Consider the following 22,164-nt stretch of genomic DNA (forward strand, 5'->3'; position numbering starts at 1 on the left):
AGTTTAGAGAAAACAGTTTGCTTAGCAGATGATTGCGTGTACTTAACTGACTACTTATCAGCCATCGCAAGATAGATGCCACGGTCTGATGCATCATCAACATACTGCGAATCGCGCCATGTGGTATAGCTATAGTTACCACTATATGGGCTGATGCTGTTTTGACGGAAATCAGATACCCAGTCATTGCCATCAAAGATCTGAATGTGACCATGTGGACGACTTGAAGTACGGTTATAAACCACGACATCACCAACTTGTGGCTGCATATCATTACTGATTTTGGTAAAGCCTGCTTGAGCTAGTGTGCCACGAGAGGCATATTGATAAGCTGAAGGGTTCGGCGTAAATTCGTAACCAGCTGATTGTAGCGCTTTACGTACATAACGAGCACAGTAGCCAGAGCTTCTAGACAAAGCGACGCGTGATGCATTTGCTGCTGCAATAGCAGGGGCAGAAAAACGATCTGGAATTGATTTTGCTTGTTGCTGACGCTGCTCATAAGATAGGCGGCTGGTTAGCGAGGCAAGCTGATATTCTTTTTGCTTAGCATGTGCGCTTAGATTATCAATGGCTTGGCTGATCTCATCGTTACTATATACATGAGCACCACTGTTCGTGCTATAGATATTACGACTAGAACCATAGGTCGCAGAAGTAGAGATATTTGTGGTGGTATGACTCAAGGTATTATTTGGTTGAAAGGTTGTTTCGACAGCACCACTTGCCTGTGCTATACCCATTCCCAATACTGACAAAATTAATAAAGCTTGTTTCATAAATTTACTACCTATTGTTAATGCAAGACAGCTCGTCATCCTTGACGAAGCATCAATTAATTTAGTGGACATTATCATTAAACAAACATGATAAAATCCTTATGACAACAGCCTGCTCTTTCTTCTGTAGTGACTAATGCTGCTATCAGCATTCATTTAGTCAACTCTCATGTAAATCGTTTGCCATATATCGCTTTAGCATGTCTGTTATGAATATCGATTTTGTCACCTATTAGATGAGTCATTACGATGTCAAAAAAACAGCCCAACCGGCTTGCCCAACTTATTGATCATCAAGCTTTTGCTGGTAGCGCACTACCCCAAACACTTGCTGACAACATGAGACTATATATAGAAACGACCAATGAGGTAAAAGAGCTATTGGTAGACTGTCTACCTGAGGAAATCCTCAATACCTGTTGGGTCGTAGGCTTTACTTCTGAGCAACTAATTCTTAGCGTTGGCTCGATGACTGCTGCTAATCACATACGGTATTTGCAAAGTTCTTATTTGCAGGTACTGACAGAGCAGTCCATTACATTTAAACAACTCAAGCAAATCCGCGTCGTAGTAGCTAGCAAATCGGCTGATAATTATTCATCTAAACAATCGTCAACATCATCTGCAGTCTTGTCAAAGACTCAGAAAGCCAATGAAAATCAGGCCCTTAGCCAAAACATAAAGCGGACTATATCACAGGCTGCAGAGCATGTCACCACTGATGAAAAACTCAAAAAAGCACTTTTGCGCTTGATAAATTCTTAAAAAACTGACCCTAACATGTAAAGTTATGTAAACAAAAACGTAAAAACTGGCCAACAACGCTGAGATTTTGTAATGAAGCCAACAAAAAAAATCATCTACTAGCGCTATTCATAATATGAATATCACCGACAGATGATTGGAAAACTACCTACAGCTTTTGTATTCTCTACTCTAAAGAGAAATTATCAAAATAATCGCGACCCTATATTTAAATTATAGAATATTATAGGAATGTAATTATCGTAGAGCTATGTAATATTGCGTCAATGTTTCGATACTTCGTGTATATCCCTCTCTTCACCCTTCAACAGCCATCCCTTTCAGAGGAAGATACTCGATAGGACAGGTTACATTGTCATCAAAAGTTACAATTTCAAAGTTATCATGATCAGATAGTATTTCACGCACTAACAAGTTATTTAATGCATGACCAGACTTATAAGCGTTAAAACGACCTAAAATTGGATAACCAATCAGATATAGATCACCTAGCGCATCTAAAATTTTATGACGAACAAACTCATCATTGAAACGTAAGCCTTCTTCGTTAAGAATATTGGCTTCATCTATGACGATAGCATTGTCCATACTGCCACCTAACGCCAAATTATTCTGGCGTAATGCCTCAATATCACGTAAAAATCCAAAAGTACGTGCTGAGCTCAACTGTTCAATGAAATTTTGCGTTGAAAACTGCAGTTGTGCATGCTGAAAATTCTTATCAATAGCAGGGTGATCAAAATCAATTTCGAAATTTAATTCAAACCCTTCATACGGGCGCAGCTCTGCCCATTTATCGTCGACTTTTACACGTACTGGTCTTGTTATCTTAATAAACTTTTTCAAAGCGTCTTGTTCACAAAACCCTGCATCAAGTAGCAATGCAACAAAAGGTGCAGCACTACCGTCCATAATCGGAATCTCTGAAGCAGAGACACGGATTAAAAGGTTGTCTACACCAAGTCCAGCAATTGCACTCAATAGATGCTCAACTGTACCCACTCGTGTGCCACCGAATACTAGGTTTGATGACATCATGGTGTCTTGTACTAAAAAGGCACTGGCTGGAATTGGCTGACTGCCTTCGATATCAGAGCGCTCGAAAACAATACCTGTATTTACAGGTTGCGGATGAAATTCTAAGTCAACAGGCTGACCACTATGAAGACCAGTACCTGTAATAGCTATCGCAGTTTTTATGGTTCTTTGGTTCATGACTGTCTTCTCACATATTTTGTTACAATTGCCATAGTGTACCATTACAGGCCCCTAGTTCGCCACAGTTAAAACTCGCTATTTTCCTTATCTCCTTGATTGATAACACTTATCGCACCAAACCGAAACTATTTCTATGCTCTATTGACATAACTATCTCTGTATAAATAGCTATAGTCAATCCTCTATAAAAGAGTTACAGCGTTAACCTCGCTTGAAGTATCACATATACATCTGCACTCGGTTGCCTTGTATCTTTTTTAAACTGAATCAACTATATATTGAAGTCTATATTTATTATCAAAAAATGTCTCATACTACTATTTATTAATGATTAGCTATCCACAAAGCGCTATTCCTATCGATAGAAACTATAGAATAACCTCTTTGCAAACAGACATACTTTATCTACGGCCACAAAAAAGCCAGCGATTTAACGCTGGCTTTTTTACTCTATTTAAAAACATCTCAAAATATTATTTATTTTGTTGGCGTTTTAGATAGTCTTGAATACTGTTGGTTTTGGTCTTAGCTTGTTCTTGAGGCGCGTTAGAACGTACAGTAGCAGAGGTATCTTGATACATTTGAGCTTGTGACTGCTTTTGGCTGTTCAAAGCACTGGTATGTACATTAGGATCAACAGGCTGAGTGCTGTTCACAGAAGGTACTGGCTGCTCCACTACTTCAGGTTCTTGGCCAGCATTTTCATCTAAAGTCAGACCCGTTGCAATGACTGTCACATGCAAGTCATCACCCATTTTTTCATCGATAACTGAACCATAGAAAATATGAGCATCATCAATATCAGTGATTTCTTCAACGATGACACTGATCTTGCTCATCTCATCTAATGATAGTGATTCAGAAGAAATCACGTTGACCAGTAGACCTTTAGCATTCTCTAAGCGTAAATCATCAAGTAATGGAGATCTGATGGCTTTTTCAGTCGCTTGACGTGCACGATCATCACCACTTGCACGGCCAATACCCATCATCGCATGACCTTTAGCAGTCATAGCAGTACGGATATCGTTGAAATCGATATTGATCATACCTTCGCTAGCGATGGTTTCAGCAATACCTTGAACCGCATGCAATAATACATCATCTGCTTTTTTGAAAGCATCTTGCATAGAGATATTACCGTAGACACTCATCAACTTGTCGTTTGGAATAGTGATGATAGAGTCAACGAAATTGGTTAGCTGCTCAATACCGGCTTTAGCCGCTTTAATACGTTTACCACCTTCAAATTTGAATGGCGTGGTCACTACTGCAACTGTTAACACTTCCATTTCTTTAGCAATACGAGCAACCACCGGTGCTGCACCAGTACCTGTACCGCCACCCATACCAGCAGTAATAAATACCATATCTGCATGTTCAAGTAACGCACGGATAGCTTCTTCTTCGCTTTCTGCTGCTTCACGTCCAACTTCTGGATTGGCACCAGCACCTAGACCACGGTTCGTCTTTGCACCCAATTGTAGTTTATGCGGCGCTGTTAGACGATCAAGTGCTTGTTTATCCGTATTAGCACAAACAAATGTCACACCTCTAATCCCTTGCTGTACCATATGTTCAACTGCATTACCGCCGCCGCCGCCCACACCGAATACAGTGAAGCTCGCTTGGCCGTTGTTTTGAAGCTGGTTATCATCTGGCATGGTGTATTTTGACATAAAAAGGATTCTCCAGTTGCAGATAGCGTGATGATTGATACGTGGTAACGCACTCATATGGCGCACTATCGACATACTATATATAAATGTATTTAAATAAAATAGGGTTATGGCTTAAATCTTTCAGCATAGATAACAATAGGTCATCATCGCAAAGGGTATTACTTTTTATATTACTTCGTTTTCTGCTTGAATAATTTAGGTAAACTCTACAAGAATATTAGCATTCTCAATATTTTACCAAAAAATCTACAATATCTTTTTCAGTACACTAGCAAAACGTTGCCCTGCACTTTGAAAAACACCAGTGACTCGATTCTTTTGAATCGCTTCAGGCTCACTCTTTTCGCTACGACGGAACTGTTCGCTCTGACTGTAAAGTAGCGTACCAAATGCTGTCTGGTAAGCACGATCATTTACCTGAATATTCAGCTGCTTGAACGATTCATCATTATCAAAATGATTATAAGCACTGATAGCAGGATGTATATTGGTCAGCACCACCGGCATTTTTAGCAATTTTTTGGCAAAAGGTATCATACCTTTAACCGCGCTGCCACCACCAGTGAGAACGATGCCTTTGTCTATATAACCAATCAAATCTGCGTCATGTAATTGACGAGCCACTTCCGTAAATATCTGGACATAGCGAGCTTCGATAATACGGGCTAGATTATAAATGCCGATATTAATTTCATCGCCTGTCCCTTGCGGCTTAAAGATAAAGAAAGAGCTAGGATCAACACTATTAACATCAACAGTACCGTGAGTCTTTTTGAGCTTTTCAGCTTCAATCATTGATATGCCAAAGTCAGCTGAGATATCCATCGTGACTTCATGGCTTCCCGTTGCGATACAATGGGTAAATATCAATTTGTTTTCTTTATAAACACAAATACTGGTGGTACTCGCACCAATATCTACCAAGCACACCCCTTGTTGACGCTCATCACTCATCAAGCTATATTCAGCACTGGTCACCGCATCGAAGACAATATGGTCAATACCAACGTCACAGCTTTGCAGTAATTTTTGGATATTTTGGCGGCTAGACACTGGCATCATCATCATGTGATACATCACGGAGATATTATGCGCCATTGTTTCGATAGCATCATCAACCATAAAGTCTTGATCATTGACGTAAATACCTTGCTGACAGCAGTGCATCAAGTAATAGTCCGGTGGCAAATCGCGTGACTTGGCATTAGATAGTGCTTGTACCATATCTTTGGCACGTACAGCATCCTCTTCCACTTGCACATCACCTGTACTGTTTTTGCTAGACAGTTCAGGCGTTGCCAACGTCAACCACACACTATGCACACGGCAATTGGCAGTATCTTCTGCTTCTTGAATAGCTTGCTTGATAGCACCTTGCAGACGCTCACGATGCTTTATTTGACCTTGATAAAAATCGCTATTTTTAACTTGCCCAACGCCCAAGATGCGAATGTCTTTTGCAGAGACAACATTGCCAATGACGACATAAACTGCCGTGGCACTTAAATGGACAACAACCAGATTTTCAGTATTTTTCATGGTACCAGACAAATTATCGCTAAACAGGAGACCAAATGACGTCTCCATTAGATCATTAAAAAATCGCTATCAATACACTAAAAAATTGTGTACTCAATGCTAAATACTATTAAAACCGTTCGAACAAAACAGTTCATACTAAAAGCCAAAATATTAACCAGTTTTTGCTTCTGTCTATCTATGATGATGGTGCTTCATCATTCTTTGGCTGTACCATATCTCCAGAAATGGTAAAGCCATTTTTATAACGCAAATCTACCGATTGTATCTGGTCTCGACGATCACTTAGTTGATTACCAAGCAGTTGACTCAGATTCAGTAGCTTTTGCGCAGTATTTTCGTTATCAACGATGACGCGTAATCCATTATTAAAGCGAATCAACCATGTCATTCTTGGTGACAAAATAATATCTTCAACCTGTATACCTAATGGTGCGTACCAATCGTTGACTTGCTGCATCTGTTGCATGATAACGGGTGCTTGAGTTATCTCACCTTGCAAAGTAGCAAATTTTTCTTGCGTCAGATCTTTAGTATCAGCAGGAACAAAAACCGTACCTTTTGCATCAACCAAACGTTCTGTCCCAAAATTGGCAACGGCCTGTTTAGGTAGTGCAGTCACCACAATGCCACGCTGCCAATCACGAGAAACACTTACTTGATCCACCCAAGCCAGACCTATCGTAATATCTCTTAACGCTTGCAAATCAGAGGTAAAAAAACTGCTTACCTTCTGCTGATCCATGACTTGTTGCAATGACTGATATTGAACGCCTGTCAAACCTTGATGATTGACATGGATAGCAGCTGGCGGCGCATCACGCAGAGCCTTGCCACCCATAATCAATATCAGTACTAGCAACCCCAATACCATTGCCATAAACAAGTATTTGACTGAATTTGGTACTTGGAGCTTAGATTTTGGGCGACGGGCTGTATCACTCATCAAGTCAGTTACCTCGTTGACAGTTTGAGCCATAACGACCTGTGTCCCTATATTTGCATAAAACGGCTTATGCTATTCATTGATGTCAGTCCACATATATTATGCAGAGGTCTATTAAGTCGATATATTATCAAAGTCTTTGGCTAAAACAATTTATATGATGCTATTACGCTTATTCAAACGTAACATTTTTCTTAGTTCATAGATAACTTATGGTTTTTTCTTATAAAAACTTAAACATCATCAAGATATAACCACAATATGTAATATTAACGTATTTCATAGTTAAACAATAGCCTAACCCTTACTGGCAACAGCGAATTTACACAAGTTTACATGAAGTTGTGATATAGCATCTCTAGTGATACATTAATTCGATTTTTCAAGAGAACTTATTCATTTTGAGTAAGAAGCGACCAACGTTACTGATGACGTTTTCAATTCACTCACGCAGCTCACTTTCTGAATGAAGCTGCTTGAATGAAGCTACTTGAACTAATACAGCAGTACTTAAAACTAACTAAACTGTCTGCGCCAAAATATGCCAGCACAGCGTATCAAAATCCATGCCTCGAGCCTTGGCTGCCATCGGGACCAAGCTATGACTGGTCATACCCGGTACAGTATTGATTTCCAGCAACCAGAAATTGCCTGCTTCATCTTGCATGGCATCGATACGTCCCCAACCTTTTGCATCAACAGCACGGAATGCTGCAAGACTCAAATCCTGTAAGTGCTTTTCATCAGCATCACTCAAGCCACACGGAATATAGTAGCTAGTATCATTACGATTGTACTTGGCTTCAAAATCATAGAAGTTGGTGATATCTGCAGGCTCAAGACGAATGACCGGATAAGCCTCGTCATCGATAATAACAATCGTAAACTCGCGACCAGTAATCCAGCGCTCCGCCATCACCGCATCACCACACTGTACCGCTGTCGCATAGGCAGCTGGAAGCTCATCAAGATTGTTGACCTTCGTCATGCCAATACTTGAGCCTTCATGGACAGGTTTGATGATAAGTGGCAAACCTAACATGTTGACCACTTGCTGCCAGTCGGTATCTGCGGTCAATAGTGAAAACGGGGCTGTCGCCACACCGCAGCCTTGCCACAATTGCTTAGTGCGCACTTTGTCCATGCCCAGTGCCGATGCCAAAATGCCTGAGCCTGTCTGCGGAATATCAAACCACTGCAACACGCCTTGTAGCAAGCCATCTTCGCCGCCGCGACCATGCAGCACATTGAACACGCGATCATACGCGCGTAGCTCAGTGATGTCTTGATGCTTAGGATCGAAATGAGTGGCATCAACGCCTTGGTTTTGGAGTGCTTGCAATACAGCCGCGCCACTGTCTAAAGATACGCTACGCTCGTTACTACTGCCACCATAGACGACAGCAACTTTACCAAACTCACTGGCATCTTTTACTTTGCTAGGAGCCACATTTGATGATACTTCTTGGTCTGACTGGTTATTTTCCATACTGTTTTTCTCTGCTTGTGCAACTGCTGCTAGGGCTGGCTCTGGATTAATAATAGCTGTCTTATCCTCAGCGGCATCCATGGCTGTATTTTTTGCATGTTTTTGATCATTGTTCGTCGTCATGAGGATAACTCCTAGAGTTCTTTTAGCTTACTTGATGTAAAGGTTGTTTGCAGCCAAATCGACAGAAATTTGCCCTACGTTACCAGCGCCTTGAGTAATCAACATGTCATTGGCTTTCAATAGACGCTGCATCACGGGCGCTAGATTGTCCTTATCAACAATCGTAGGTTCAACTTCACCGCGCAAACGAATACTACGCGCCAATGACTTGGTATCAGCACCTGTAATTGGGGTTTCACCTGCTGAATATACGTCTAATAATAATAGCTCATCTACGCTTGATAGTACTTCGACAAAATCATCATAGCAGTCACGCGTACGGCTATAACGATGCGGCTGAAACAGCATGACTAAACGGCGATCAGGAAAACTTTGACGAGCAGCTTTAATAGTCGCATCGACTTCCTTTGGATGATGACCATAATCATCAATCAATAGGACGTTGCCATCATCGATATCTACAGAGGCATGCTGCTCAAAACGACGGCCAACACCTTCGAATTTTTGCAGGGCGCGCTTAATGGCTTCATCATCCACACCTTCATCGGTCGCCATCGTGATAGCAGCAAGCGCATTATAAACGTTGTGAGTACCAGGAATATTGAGCGTCAAACGTAAAGGTTCACGGTCACGGCGCAATACAGTAAAGTGGGTTTTAGTGCCTTCAGTCACCAAATCAACACCTTGCACATCATTAAAAGGCTCAAGACCAAAAGTCAGTACAGGGCGACCAATATCATCAATCATCGCATACAATTCTGGATCATCACCGCACACCACAGCCAAGCCATAAAACGGCATGTTTTGTAGGAACTGAATATAAGCTGCTTTTAATTTATCAAAGCTGTTCTCATAAGTTTCCATATGGTCTTGATCGATATTCGTCACAATCGCAGCCATCGGATGCAACGATAAAAATGATGCATCCGACTCATCAGCTTCAGCGACTAAAAAGCGACTACTACCAAGCGCGGCATTTTTCCCAGAGGCATTAAGCTTACCGCCAATCACGTACGTAGGATCGAGCTGGCCTTCTGCCATCATCGTGGTGAGTAAGCTGGTTGTGGTCGTCTTGCCATGAGCACCCGCAACAGCAATACTGTGACGATAACGCATCAACTCACCCAACATATCTGCACGGCGAACGACAGGTAAGCGCGCTTCGAGTGCTGCTTTAATCTCAGGATTGCTACGGTCAATCGCTGACGATACGACGATGACATCAGCATTGGCAATGTTTTTAGAGTCATGACCAATCGATATCTCAATACCAATCTGCTGTAAACGTCGAGTTACCAAGCTCTCAGCGATATCAGAACCACTTACCTCATAACCTTGATTGCTCATCACCTCGGCGATACCGCACATCCCTGAGCCGCCAATACCCACAAAATGCAAATGCTGAATACGGCGCATTTCTGGTATTTCAATCAAACGTTTAGGTAGCGCTTTCGCAGAGGTAGGCATAATAAATTCTCTTGGTTAAAGGCGAATAAAATGTAGTAAATCGGAATAATCAGTTATAAAAATAGCAGCTGATAGAAATATAAGCTACAGGGTTTGCCAAACAATATCAGCGACCTGCTGACTAGCACTACGGTTGGCAAGTGCATGGCCTTTCTTGGCCATGGTTAAGCAAGCACTTCGATCAAGCGCTGCCAGCTCATTGCTCAAACGCTGCGGCGTCAGCTCAGATTGAGGTAATAAAATTGCTGCATCATGTGAGGTTAACGTACGAGCATTGGCCGTTTGATGATCATCAACTGCATGCGGCAGAGGCACAAAAATAGCAGCAATACCGACGTTTTGAATTTCGGTAACGGTCAACGCACCTGCTCGGCAAACAATGATGTCTGCCCAATTATAAGCAGCGGCCATATCATCAATAAATGGCTGTACCTCAAATTTATGAATGCTCAAATCTTGCTCATCGTAAGCAGTTTGCGTGGCAGCCTCATTGTTTCGTCCACATTGATGACGCACTTCAAAGGGACGATCTATCAACGCCAGCGCTTTTGGCACGGTGTCATTTAATACTTGTGCACCAAGCGAGCCACCAACCACCAGTAACTTAAGTGGTGATTGATCATTCAAATCGTAACGTACAGTCGGCTCCACGACACCAGTGATGGCGTTACGTACCGGATTACCAACTGTCTCTAGTTTTGCATCTTGCTCACTATTTGCAAAAGTGTGCTCAAAGGCCTGTAATACCTTGGTAGCAATTTTAGACAGATAGCGATTACTCATACCAGCAATAGCATTTTGCTCATGAATAATGAGTGGCGTGCTGGTCATACGTGCTGCAATGCCGCCCGGTGCGGTCACATAACCACCGAAGCCTACGACAATATCAATCTGATTGTTGCGAATGACTTTTATAGCAGCCATCGTCGCTGATAGCAGGGTTACAGGTAGCTTTAACAAGCGCCCTACTCCCTTACCACGCAGCCCTTGCATATCAATGGCATGAAAGCTATAACCAGTTGGTTTAACTAGGCCATTTTCCATGCCATTTGGCGTTCCTAACCAATGAATAACCGCACCGCGCTGGGTCAATTCCTCAGCCACTGCCAATGCTGGGAACACATGCCCGCCAGTACCAGCAGCCATCATTAATATATGCGGTTTTTTCATGAACGCCTGCCTATCTTTTTATTTATATGAAGGACTTATCATCCTATCAGGATTTTAGTTATCGACAAATAACGACCCTATAAAATCTCGCATAGTATAGTGTAAATCGTTGACTTATATATAGCATTTTATGCGTCGTTAATAATAAAAATCCAAGCTGTGAACAACCTCGGCTTGGCTTTAATAAATACGCTGTAACATCGATAAAATCGACATTTTCAATCACGTTTCGGTAAGATATAGTCGATTCAATTTAAAAATAGTACAAGGCAACCGAGTGTAGATGTATAGGTGATACTTCAAGCGAGGTTAACGCTGTCATACTTTTATAGTGGAATGACTATAGCTTAGCACAACTATTTTTTTATCCTTGTGCACATACTTTAATGATAAATCACTCTATCATTACTACGATGCTCAAATCGTGAATTTATTTTCAATGGCGATAATAAAGTCTGTCGCAATGTCTGTACCACACTGATCATCAATCTCGCGTACACAAGTCGGACTGGTAACGTTAATCTCAGTAATACGACCACCGATGAGATCTAAGCCAACGAACATGAGACCTTTTTCTTTCACAATAGGTGCAACTACCTCTGCCACTTGACGTTCGATATCAGTCAGCGGCATAGCAACACCACTACCACCTGCAGCTAGATTACCACGAGTCTCGCCTTTTGTTGGAATACGAGCCAAGCTATAATCTACCACCACACCATCAACGATTAATACGCGTTTATCGCCTTCGACAATCTCTGGTAAATAACGCTGTGCCATAATTGGCAGCGTCTCTAACTCCGTCAATACTTCTAGTGTGACACCGATATTTGGGCTATCAGCAGTCAGACGGAAGATACCTGTACCACCCATACCATCTAGGGGTTTGACAATAACATCTTGCTGCTCAGCAATGAACTTGCGGATGTGCGCCTGTTTACTGGTCACAATCGTTGGGCTCATATAATCGCTAAACCAAGTGGCAAATAGTTTTTCATTACAATCACGGATGGCTTGTGGATCGTTGACCACGAGTACGCCTGCCGCTTTTGCATGATCGAGCATATAAGTCGTATAGATAAAACGCATATCAAACGGTGGATCTTTGCGCATCAAAATCACGTCATAATCACTAACCGGCGCAGTGCTTTTATCACCTAATGTATAGAAGTCTTTAGGATCACGCTTTACCGTTACTGGCTGCGTATCGACCATCAATTGCCCACGGTCCAACCAAAGATCATGAATCTGACAGTAGCCTAGGCTATGCCCGCGATCTTGTGCTGACCACATCATAGCTAAGGTAGTATCTTTTTTATAATTGACCTGCTCGATAGGATCCATGATAACGAGTATGTTTAACGATTTTTTTTGACTTTCTAGACTCATAACAAAACTCACTTACGTTGTATAGTCAATCAATCTTAAAAATGGTATAAGGCAGACGAGCGCAAGTACTACAGTAGTAGGCTAAGCGAGTCTAACGTCATAACACTTTAAGAGTGGTTCGACTATATTATTAATAGGCAGATATAAGCGGTTAAATAGGTAAACACCATCTATTCAACATAAAAGATGCTCGCTCATAAAACCATCTACGACAAATTATACGCCGTACTGCGTGCGATAATGCTGCATTTTTGCAAGCTGAGTCGCATCTTTGTATTGGCTATTGTCATCTGCTAGATAGCTGATTAAGTTATCAATATCGATGAGTGCACGCACGGGGACCTCTAAGGTCGAAGCCAGCTCTTGAATAGCAGAATGCTCAGCTTGACCTTTTTCTTTACGATCAAGAGCGATGATAATACCAGCAACGCTTGCGCCCGCTTGCTCTAAAATCTCGACCACTTCACGCATGGCTGTACCAGCTGTAATGACATCATCTAATACCCAAACCGCTTTGCCATTGACATCAGCACCCACCAAGTTACCACCTTCACCATGGGTTTTGGCTTCTTTGCGATTGTAACCCCATTTAGCATTGATACCATGATGGTTCCATAATGCTTGTGCGGTGGCAGCAACGAATGGAATGCCTTTATAAGCGGCACCAAAAATGACCAGCTCTTGCTCATCTGTACCGTTATTGGTCGCTGCCATCTGTTCAGCTAAGGCGTCAGCATAACCACGTGCTAACAACGATAACATCTCACCTGTTGCCAGCAAACCTGCATTAAAAAAGTATGGACTAATACGACCAGACTTGAGGACAAACTCACCGAACTTAAGGACTTGGTTATCTAAAGCCAATTGAATAAATTGATGCGATGAAAAAGTAGGTTGAGCATTAGTTACTGAATTATTAGGTACACGAGCATTGGACATTAAGGCATTCCTATTAACAAAAATGAGGGCAAAAAATTGGCATTATTGTACGCATTATTGATCAGCTTGACCAACCATTGATTTCGTAATCCTGCATATTAGGATAACGGGTCAATAGACCACTACGTGATGAGAGATTGAAATAGCACTGACCATCATGACTCACTTGTATCTCCCAGCCCAAGTGATAAGCGGCAACAATAATATGTCCCGTAAATAGACGCACCTGACGGTATGCATGACGCTGCGATGGCTCGCAAATGATCTGACTGAGCAAATAACTGCGTACATGCTGACAAATTTGTGCCGCGTTATAGCTATGATTGATACTTTTGCGCGTACTGCACTGCTGCAACGCATGAACGGCAACACTACACGCCATGATATCAGTGGCCAGACTACCCTCGCCCGTCTCAAACTGCTGCGGCTGCAAAATCACTTGCCAATCATCGGCATAGAGGCTGCTGAGTAACTCATCAGGATTATAACGTTTGGTCAATGCACGCAGAGAGGTTGAAGCATCTCTAACTTTACTGTTACTGGCATTACGATTACTGGCATTGCGGTTACCGACATCAGCACCATTCAGATCAGTGCTTAACGGACTACCAGCAAGTGTGAAACCATAACGCTGTAGTTTTGGATAAGCCTGAAGCGCTTGCTGAATATCTGACATATCTAACAACGTCATATTCGTCAATGCTGATAACAACGGTTGCTCGCTATTATTATGATAAAAACTGTCTGGAAATTCAGCAAGCTCCGCCGCAGTCAGTAATGACAGATGCTCACCCAAGACTTCTGAAGCAATTAATGCCCATTTCGATAGACTGTCTTTGTTAGGCTGATAGAAACGGGCAGCGTTACCATATAAACGACGCAGCTGAGTATTCAGACGACGCGCGGGCTCTGGGATATCAGTCAAAGGCCTTGCAGGGTCAAGTGGAGATTGCTTTGGGTCAAAGTTAGGATGCACGATGGCAGGTTGTGTACTATCAGAAAAAACAGGCGACTGCTCAGCACTGCCTTCTGTACGCTTGCCACCTGCTGCTGTTATGTCAGCACTGGATAAGCGGTTATCAGAAGTAGAAGGCTGGGTCATGAGAGCTCCATAGACTATAAAATATAAAACGAATAAGGTAAATCAGGTCGAACGGTCATCTTATACCCTTCACAAAAATTAGAGTAGCGAGGAACACGAACGCTAGTACTACGCATTGTAGACTAAACCAGTTTGGACGCGACGACACTTACTTTTTTGATGTAGGGTGTATCCTCGTTTTGAAAATGGTGATAAAAATGAGATAAATTGCAACCAAATAAGGAATGTAGTACAGATAATGTTGAGATATTAGCAAGCTACTTGACACAGTTTAGCAAATATTTAACCATTTTTAGCCTATTTAAAGCTTAATGCTCAGATTGAGGACATGCCCTAGTACTATGCTTGATGGCGCAAAATATCACGGTAACCTGCTTGCCAATCAGGATAATCTAGCCAAGCTAATGGAATGTTGCTATGCAAGCGTTTTCCCGTAACCGCTGTTTTTTCGTTATCCATGGCAGGAGGTGTCTCGCCAACTTGCTCACTGAGCCAAACACCCAACTCCAATGTTGTCACTGGCGCATAGTCAGTCGCCAGATATATTGGCTCTGGCGACTCCATGGTCAATACATTGGCAATAATATTGACCAAATCGCGATCCATAATTCGATTGCTCCAATGGCTCGCGGCCACTGGCTCTTTTCGCGGCTCGCGGGCTTTACGTAGTCGCATTAACCGCTCGCGCCCATAGATACCGCTGGGACGAATGACCACGGCTTTATCTCCAAAGCCCTGTTGCAACGCTTGTTCTGCTTGCAGTATGACCTTTGATGCTTCGCGCGCAGGCGTGATGGGTGCAGTATGCTCATCAATCCACTCACCACTGTCCTGACCATAGACACCCGTGGATGAGATAAAGACAATACGCTCAAGGTTGGTCAGATTTTCTGCAAGATTTGCCAAATGCTGACAGATCGCTAGATAACTGTTGTGATAGCCGCTGGTTGAATACTCATCAGGGGTCACGATAATGGTAATGTGAGTAAAACCTTGTAAGATTTGGGCAGTCAGCGTTAATGCATCGGCTTGTTTGAATACAGCTTTATCATCCAACGCATAATCATACCGCTTACCCCGAGCCAGACCCGTGACATTCAAGCCATCCTGCGCAAGCTTATTGGTCACTGGCAATCCAATATCACCTTGACCAATAATCAGTAAATTTTGCTTACTCATCACATATCCTTCATTTAGCACAATATTCCGAGACAACTTCGATGGTCATACTTAAAAACAATCTCTAAGAAAACTCTATCAAGACGCTAATATAAAAATACTAATATAAAAACACTATTATCAAACTGCCAACTTAGAAGGTGCTCAGTTTAAAAGGTATTAAATTAAAAATAGCGTCTATATGACAGCTGTACATCTTCATTGCTATCAACACGATCTTGCCAATCATAGTTAGCATTGATACGTAGTGCTTGTTTTTTATCAATATCGTATTGCAGACCTAGTGTCGATATCGGTTGCCAATAGTGACCACGGACGTTCGACTCATCGCTGCTGCCATGATACCAATATGGCAGTTGCAATTCAGCCTGCGCGCGTAACTGATTGTTAATCTGATAACGACAGCCCGCATTCACGCCTGCACCAACACGAAAGCCTTTATTGATACCGCGACCTGCTTGGGTCGTGCCGGACAACAAGGTGTAGCATAACTGCGGCGGCATCTCGCCAGTATCTGTATTAGGCGTTCCAAATGCCCAAGACCATCCTGTCTCGTAGCCCACGCTCCCCACTAAATGGTCTGTACCGTCTTTCTGCGAGCCGTCATTCACGCGCGTCGCTTCGATACTTGCGCCCCACGTTTTACCTTTTTTGGCAGAATTAACAGGATTAAAAGAGCGACCGCGAATTAACGTGGCATTTTGCAAGACCACATTTTTTGGCTGATTGGCTTTATCATTATCCGTGTCATATAGGCGTAAAGTCGCCGCAATGCCCTCTAAATTAAAAAACTGTGGATATCCTGAAGAGCGGTCAAGCGTATCATGAAAGCCTGCCCGCAAGCCCAGATCGATATAGTTATTGTCACCGCGCTGCCCTATCCCAATGCTCCCCAATGTCAGCGGATGTCTGTCAATAGGGTTATTGTCTGATACAACGATACTAGTCGGCAGTAATGTTTGTTTGTCAGCTGACATGCTCGAGACATCATTAAGCTGAGCAGATTTAATCTCGTCAATCGTCTGTGTGGCGCTGCTCTGGTAGCCAAGTTGCTCACGCTGCTGCTTCATTTTATTTAACTGAGATTGGCGTAAGGTGCTATCAGCTGGGGTGTAGATACTGCTGGCAAGCAAGCCTTCATTATTAAGCAACTGCACGACATCTGAGGGAATGACCGCATAAGGCAATCTGCTTAATAAATGCTGCTGCGGGCGCACTACGTCAATTAGACGCAACACCTCAGACGCGCAATTATCTGTGGTGAAGTAATACGGTAACTTTAAATCTTTGGTTTCCCAGACATGCAACATGATTTGCTGAACTTCGCTTGGCGTCAGATCCAATTGATAGGTCCACGTATCACGCTCATCTCCCTGTAGATAGTTAACCAGCTTTTGAGGATAAGGGTCAATCTCGATAAGGCTGTCATAAGCACCAATCATTGACTTGACGGAGTATATCGGAAAGCTATCCTCAGGATTGCCATCTACCGTATAATTCAGCGCATGAGCGTAATGAATTTGGCTAGGATCAGCGACGCTTTCTTTTGAGTCGATACGCAGCAGAGTATGAGCAAACGCTGAAAGAGGATTGTCCAAATACTCTTGTGCAAACATAAGAGACAGCTGCTCAGGTGCAATCGTTTGCATCCACTTATCTAGCTCTGGACAGTCAGCTTGTAGCACAGTGTCGTCAATATTCAACGTATCAGTCAGCCATTGTACTCGCGCTGGAAAACGGCATAGTACAGAGTTGCTATCAACAGAACTACTATCGACAGCACGATTACTGACAGAATTGCCGTCGGTTATTTGGGCAGAATTTTTATTAACGGTTTTATGATTGTTAGTGGCCTGCATTTCGTCGGCAAGGGCAATAAGCAGCGCATCAAGCTCTGCACCTGAATCACTCCGACCATTTTCACTTAAGAAGAAATCAGCGTCATCAACCATACTGGTGTTTTTTTTCTTACCAATTAAGTTCTTTTGATCATCAAAGAAATACAATAATCGTCGCCATGTTGTATGCTGTGCCAGATTTTCTGTTTTTGCTTGTGTGCGCCACGTGGCTAATAACGATTGAACACTGCTGTCTTGGGCGCCTTGCATCCTTTGCGTGCTATTGGTTTCTTCTGCAACGCCATCATGTGGCATATTATATGCCACTGTATGTGCCGCATTACTATCTATCGTCGCTTGTGGCTCACTCGCCAATTCACCTGTCGTTACTAGCGAGTCTGGCGTTGGCAAAAAAGCCTGTGCTTGGCCAGAGAATAGCAACCCAGCGATAGCAAGTGGCAAACAGGCTCGTTGGCAAGTTATTGTTAAGGTACAATCGACTGATAGAGACATAGGCTTTGTAGCCATGAGATAAAACCTCGCACGTTATTATTCATACGCTGATAGTGTAATTAGGGGCTGACTAATAATGTCTACTGTAGTGTTAAATAAAACAATCCAAAACCCGTTTTCGACCTAGATTTTTTAAATCTCTGGGCCGTGTTTGATAAATTTTAGTAAAAGAGAATATTATGTCAAAATCATCCTCAATGACTATTAAAGATGGCTTATTATCTACAGCCACATGGCTCGCATCGCCCAACAAAAATATGCGACCAGCAGATATGAATATCGACACTATCGTCATTCATAATATCAGCTTACCACCCAATGACTTCGGTGCTTGCGATACTGATGGCACTCATTACGTTAAGGCGCTGTTTACCAATCAATTAGATTGGAATGCCCATCCTTATTTCCAGACCATAGAAGGGGCAGAAGTTTCTGCGCATCTATTTATCGAACGTGATGGTTCAATCACTCAATTTGTGAACTTTAACGAGCGCGCTTGGCATGCCGGTCGATCAAGCTACTTGGGGCGACCTGAATGTAACAATTATAGCATTGGTATCGAACTTGAAGGGTCAGATTTTACGCCTTTCACTGACAGGCAATATGACAGGCTCGCACAGGTCGTCAGCGCCATATATGAGGCTTATCCTAAAACTCGTCGTCACTTGACAGGTCATAGCGATATCGCGCCAGGACGTAAGACCGATCCCGGTGATTATTTTGAATGGACAAAACTGCGTGAAGGTATTTCAAAAATAACTATGATTTAGAGTCAGTTAATAACGCTTGAGACTTTACAATTAAATTCACTATTTTCTGTGTTCTAGTGCTAATACCGTAATGAATTGACCAAGAATCATCAGCTCCAGCATAGGATCCATGGGATGAAGGATCTGGCAATAGTAGCCTCATTTGTATTAGCTCATAAATATAAACTGCTATGGTCTCTTTATCCCAACCTCTATTAGTAAAATCCTCGCAATCTACACTTGAAACTGTACAACGTGAATAAGGAATATTGTCACGTTCAATTCTCTTTCTCTTATGAGCCAACATATAGAAATTAATTAGATCGTCATCAAGGTTTTTCGAAGCCTTAATAAAATTTGACGTTTCTACGTCAGAAAAGTCTGCACCATTACAGAATAACAAAGCCATTGCCATCATTACTCTATCACTAGATACTTTTAATATTGAATCAGCATAGTCTGCAAGGAGACTTTCACCTTCTTTGCTTTCAATGAATTTATTGAGTTTTTGTTTATCTTCATCACTCATCACTTCATAACGAGTTTCGAAATATTGTACAAACCCTCCTAAACGCTTTTTTTGTCTGTTCATATGTGCAGTGTGCAGGTGATCAAAAGTTTTTAAAGCAACTTTAGACATTGAGTGTACTGCTTGAATAGATAATTCCATCAAATTAACCTTAGAATAATATGTCGGAAAATAATTAGTAGTAATTAATATTTGTACAGTAGAGACTGCTCATAATAACAGAAGGACTCATTTCCACATTCAATCCATTTATCTCGATTATGAAAGTGATATAATTCGTCAGTTTTTCAACACAGCAAATCAGCATACAACCCAATACAATTTAGCAAGATAGGTTCTCATGGCAAAAAGTCGGTTATTTCGTTCAACCATGGTGGTCAGCAGTATGACCATGCTGTCTCGTATTTTAGGCCTAGTACGCGATGTCGTATTGTTAGGTGTTTTTGGCGCTGGTGGTCTGATGGATGCCTTTTTGGTCGCCTTTAAGATACCCAACTTTTTGCGACGTTTATTTGCAGAAGGCGCTTTTAGCCAAGCTTTCGTACCTGTTCTATCTGAATACAAAGAAAAATATAGCCTACAGCAAGTACAGATTTTAGTCAGTCGCACTTCCGGTGCACTGTTGATGGTTTTATCCATGCTGACAGTCGTGGTTATTTTAATCGCGCCTTGGGTCGTGACGTTATTTGCACCCGGCTTTGCCGATCAACCCGATAAATTTGCCATCACTGCGGAATTACTACGTCTAACCTTTCCGTATTTGCTATTCATTTCCATGACAGCTTTTGCCAGTGGTATTTTACAAAGCTACGGACGATTTGCTGCACCGGCGTTTGCACCAGTGTTATTAAACTTATGCATGATTGGTGGCGCACTGATTTTCGCACCGATGTTCGACACCCCTATCATGGCACTCGGTTATGCCGTCGCTATCGCAGGTTTGCTACAGTTTTTGCTACAGCTGCCACAGCTATGGCAACAAAAACTGTTGGTCGCTCCAAAAATTGACTTTCAGCATGAAGGCGTTCGCCGTATTTTAAAACTCATGTTACCTGCTATTTTTGGTGTTTCTGTCACTCAGATTAATTTACTACTGAACACTATCTTTGCATCATTAATGATTGGTGGGTCGGTTTCTTGGTTATATGCTGCAGAGCGTATGAGCGAGCTCCCACTAGGTCTGATTGGCGTGGCGATTGGTACAGTTATTTTGCCAAGTTTGTCTAAAAGTGAAGCCAAGCAAGATGACGTTAGCTTTAAAAAGACGATTGACTGGGCGGCACGCTTAATTATATTGGTGGGTGTTCCGGCATCAGCGGCGTTGTTTATACTTGCAGATGTATTAATGCAAGCATTGTTTTTGCGTGGTGAATTTACTTTGCGTGATGCACAAATGAGCTCATTGGCATTGCGTAGTATGGCTGGTGGCATTTTAGGCTTTATGTTGATTAAGATATTTGCCCCTGCATTTTTTGCACGTCAAGACACTCGAACGCCTGTAAAAATCGGCATCATCTCCGTCATAGCTAATATGGTCTTTAGTGTTATTTTTATTGGTATTTTCTACTTCTTGGAGATTCCACTACACGGTGGTTTGGCGTTGGCAACTACAGGTGCGGCATTTGTAAACGCAGGGCTATTGTATTATTTCTTGCATAAGCGCGATATTTTCCGTTTTGGTAGCCACTGGAAAAAACTGTTTGCCCAGTTTGCCATTTCTACAACTGCGATGATTGCAGTGCTGTATTTCATGCTGCCTTATTTCCCTGCCGATGAGGCTCAGTGGCGACGTATTGCTGCTCTTATTATTATGTGTGCCGTAGGTGCTTTGGTTTATGGTGTGGTATTGCTCGCTACAGGCTTCCGCCCCCGCCAACTAAAGCATGGCTAAAAATACCAAACAAGGCCTTAACTTACGAAACCAAAACAAGCTTGGCATGAGAACTGACAATGTTCGGTACGAATATTTGTCATAATAGCTTATGCATTAATAAATAAATTTTGAGGTCTTATGATGACTAAACAGCTGATACTTCCACGCTTGCCAATCTTATTTGCGACTGGTCTACTGAGTACTGGATTGCTTCTGAGTGGTTGTAGCAATGATGTCGATACAGAAGAAACGGTACACAAAGTAGAAGTGGCCGATTCTCATAGCGCAACTGACGATGAAAAAGCAGCTGACAGCGAAGAAGTAGCTGATAGTAATAAAGAGGCTACTCAGCAAAAAAGTCTAGTCACCAATCCTACCGAAGCTGGCACACCAGAAGATACGGTCAAGAAAGCATTGGATAGCCTGTACTACGGTGATGTAAAGCAAGCCGCTGGATACTATGAAGTAGATATGGCAAACTTTGAAGAAGAGCTAGCGAAAACTCAGTCTGCCTTTCAGCAAACCGTGGAGGGTGTCACTATTACTGACACTCAATATAACGATGATAAAACTCGTGCCACCATCACTGGTGAGCTGATGTTAAAAGGACAGAGTGAGCCTGCACCTTTAACTTACGAACTACAAGAAATAGATGGTCAATGGAAAATCTTAGGCTAAAGCATCACACTATCAAGCATGATGCTATTTGATTCTCTTTTTTATCTAACAGGCTCTAGGGCGTGTCTTCATTTCAAAAATGGTGATAAAAATGAGATAAATTGCCGTCAAACAAGAAAAATAGCGCAGATAATATCGGGATATTAACTAGCTATTTGACGATGTTTGGCAAGATTTAGCCATTTTTAGCCCATTTA

Annotated in this window: 18 protein-coding genes; 4 read left to right on the forward strand and 14 right to left on the reverse strand. The window is 42.2% G+C overall.

What is annotated here, in order from left to right; all coding sequences use genetic code 11:
* Window positions 1–50: 50 nt before the first annotated feature.
* The gene (locus DFP82_RS08485; protein WP_110923294.1) at window positions 51–779 is read right to left on the reverse strand and encodes a CHAP domain-containing protein; all 729 of its coding nucleotides are present in this window, start codon (window positions 777–779) and stop codon (window positions 51–53) included.
* A gap of 249 nt (window positions 780–1,028) precedes the next feature.
* Between DFP82_RS08485 and DFP82_RS08490 the strand changes: the two genes are divergently transcribed.
* Complete coding sequence (locus DFP82_RS08490) at window positions 1,029–1,544, forward strand: hypothetical protein (protein ID WP_110923295.1); 516 nt, start codon at window positions 1,029–1,031, stop codon at window positions 1,542–1,544.
* Between the two features lie 297 nt (window positions 1,545–1,841).
* Here the strand turns inward: DFP82_RS08490 and lpxC are convergent, their stop codons facing one another.
* The 12 genes from lpxC to DFP82_RS08550 all read right to left on the reverse strand — a co-directional run bounded on the left by lpxC (window position 1,842) and on the right by DFP82_RS08550 (window position 18,153).
* Entirely contained in the window at window positions 1,842–2,759 is a 918-nt protein-coding gene (gene lpxC / locus DFP82_RS08495) for a UDP-3-O-acyl-N-acetylglucosamine deacetylase (protein WP_181416276.1), read from the reverse strand.
* 476 nt (window positions 2,760–3,235) lie between these two features.
* Window positions 3,236–4,441, reverse strand: a complete 1,206-nt coding sequence (gene ftsZ / locus DFP82_RS08500) for a cell division protein FtsZ (protein ID WP_110923297.1) — start codon at window positions 4,439–4,441, stop codon at window positions 3,236–3,238.
* A gap of 249 nt (window positions 4,442–4,690) precedes the next feature.
* Window positions 4,691–5,983, reverse strand: coding sequence for a cell division protein FtsA (gene ftsA, locus DFP82_RS08505; protein ID WP_220034727.1), 1,293 nt, complete (start codon window positions 5,981–5,983; stop codon window positions 4,691–4,693).
* Window positions 5,984–6,161: 178 nt separating this feature from the next.
* Window positions 6,162–6,962 (reverse strand): cell division protein FtsQ/DivIB, encoded by an 801-nt coding sequence (locus tag DFP82_RS08510; RefSeq protein WP_110923299.1) that lies wholly within the window; start codon window positions 6,960–6,962, stop codon window positions 6,162–6,164.
* A gap of 487 nt (window positions 6,963–7,449) precedes the next feature.
* Entirely contained in the window at window positions 7,450–8,418 is a 969-nt protein-coding gene (locus DFP82_RS08515) for a D-alanine--D-alanine ligase (protein WP_110923344.1), read from the reverse strand.
* A 150-nt stretch (window positions 8,419–8,568) separates the two neighbouring features.
* Entirely contained in the window at window positions 8,569–10,008 is a 1,440-nt protein-coding gene (gene murC / locus DFP82_RS08520) for a UDP-N-acetylmuramate--L-alanine ligase (protein WP_110923300.1), read from the reverse strand.
* Between the two features lie 84 nt (window positions 10,009–10,092).
* On the reverse strand, window positions 10,093–11,178 hold the full coding sequence (gene murG, locus DFP82_RS08525; RefSeq protein WP_110923301.1) for an undecaprenyldiphospho-muramoylpentapeptide beta-N-acetylglucosaminyltransferase: 1,086 nt from the start codon (window positions 11,176–11,178) through the stop codon (window positions 10,093–10,095).
* A 417-nt stretch (window positions 11,179–11,595) separates the two neighbouring features.
* Complete coding sequence (gene gshB / locus DFP82_RS08530; protein ID WP_110923302.1) at window positions 11,596–12,567, reverse strand: glutathione synthase; 972 nt, start codon at window positions 12,565–12,567, stop codon at window positions 11,596–11,598.
* Window positions 12,568–12,783: 216 nt separating this feature from the next.
* Window positions 12,784–13,506, reverse strand: a complete 723-nt coding sequence (pyrE, locus tag DFP82_RS08535; protein WP_110923303.1) for an orotate phosphoribosyltransferase — start codon at window positions 13,504–13,506, stop codon at window positions 12,784–12,786.
* Between the two features lie 61 nt (window positions 13,507–13,567).
* The gene (locus tag DFP82_RS08540; RefSeq protein ID WP_110923304.1) at window positions 13,568–14,608 is read right to left on the reverse strand and encodes a hypothetical protein; all 1,041 of its coding nucleotides are present in this window, start codon (window positions 14,606–14,608) and stop codon (window positions 13,568–13,570) included.
* A 339-nt stretch (window positions 14,609–14,947) separates the two neighbouring features.
* Window positions 14,948–15,787 (reverse strand): SDR family oxidoreductase, encoded by an 840-nt coding sequence (locus tag DFP82_RS08545; RefSeq protein ID WP_110923305.1) that lies wholly within the window; start codon window positions 15,785–15,787, stop codon window positions 14,948–14,950.
* Between the two features lie 164 nt (window positions 15,788–15,951).
* Window positions 15,952–18,153 (reverse strand): Lnb N-terminal periplasmic domain-containing protein, encoded by a 2,202-nt coding sequence (locus DFP82_RS08550; protein ID WP_110923306.1) that lies wholly within the window; start codon window positions 18,151–18,153, stop codon window positions 15,952–15,954.
* Between the two features lie 164 nt (window positions 18,154–18,317).
* On the opposite strand from DFP82_RS08550, the gene ampD reads away from it, so the two are divergent.
* Window positions 18,318–18,908, forward strand: coding sequence for a 1,6-anhydro-N-acetylmuramyl-L-alanine amidase AmpD (gene ampD / locus DFP82_RS08555; RefSeq protein ID WP_110923307.1), 591 nt, complete (start codon window positions 18,318–18,320; stop codon window positions 18,906–18,908).
* Here the strand turns inward: ampD and DFP82_RS08560 are convergent.
* A complete protein-coding gene (locus tag DFP82_RS08560; protein WP_110923308.1) occupies window positions 18,898–19,557 on the reverse strand; it encodes a hypothetical protein in 660 nt (219 codons plus the stop codon). The genes ampD and DFP82_RS08560 overlap by 11 nt on opposite strands.
* 199 nt (window positions 19,558–19,756) lie before the next feature.
* On the opposite strand from DFP82_RS08560, the gene murJ reads away from it, so the two are divergent.
* Together murJ and DFP82_RS08570 are read left to right on the forward strand one after the other, a co-directional pair.
* Entirely contained in the window at window positions 19,757–21,307 is a 1,551-nt protein-coding gene (murJ, locus tag DFP82_RS08565; RefSeq protein ID WP_110923309.1) for a murein biosynthesis integral membrane protein MurJ, read from the forward strand.
* A 120-nt stretch (window positions 21,308–21,427) separates the two neighbouring features.
* Entirely contained in the window at window positions 21,428–21,967 is a 540-nt protein-coding gene (locus DFP82_RS08570) for a hypothetical protein (RefSeq protein ID WP_110923310.1), read from the forward strand.
* Window positions 21,968–22,164 lie beyond the last annotated feature (197 nt).

This window comes from Psychrobacter fozii, from assembly GCF_003217155.1.
GTDB lineage: Bacteria > Pseudomonadota > Gammaproteobacteria > Pseudomonadales > Moraxellaceae > Psychrobacter > Psychrobacter fozii.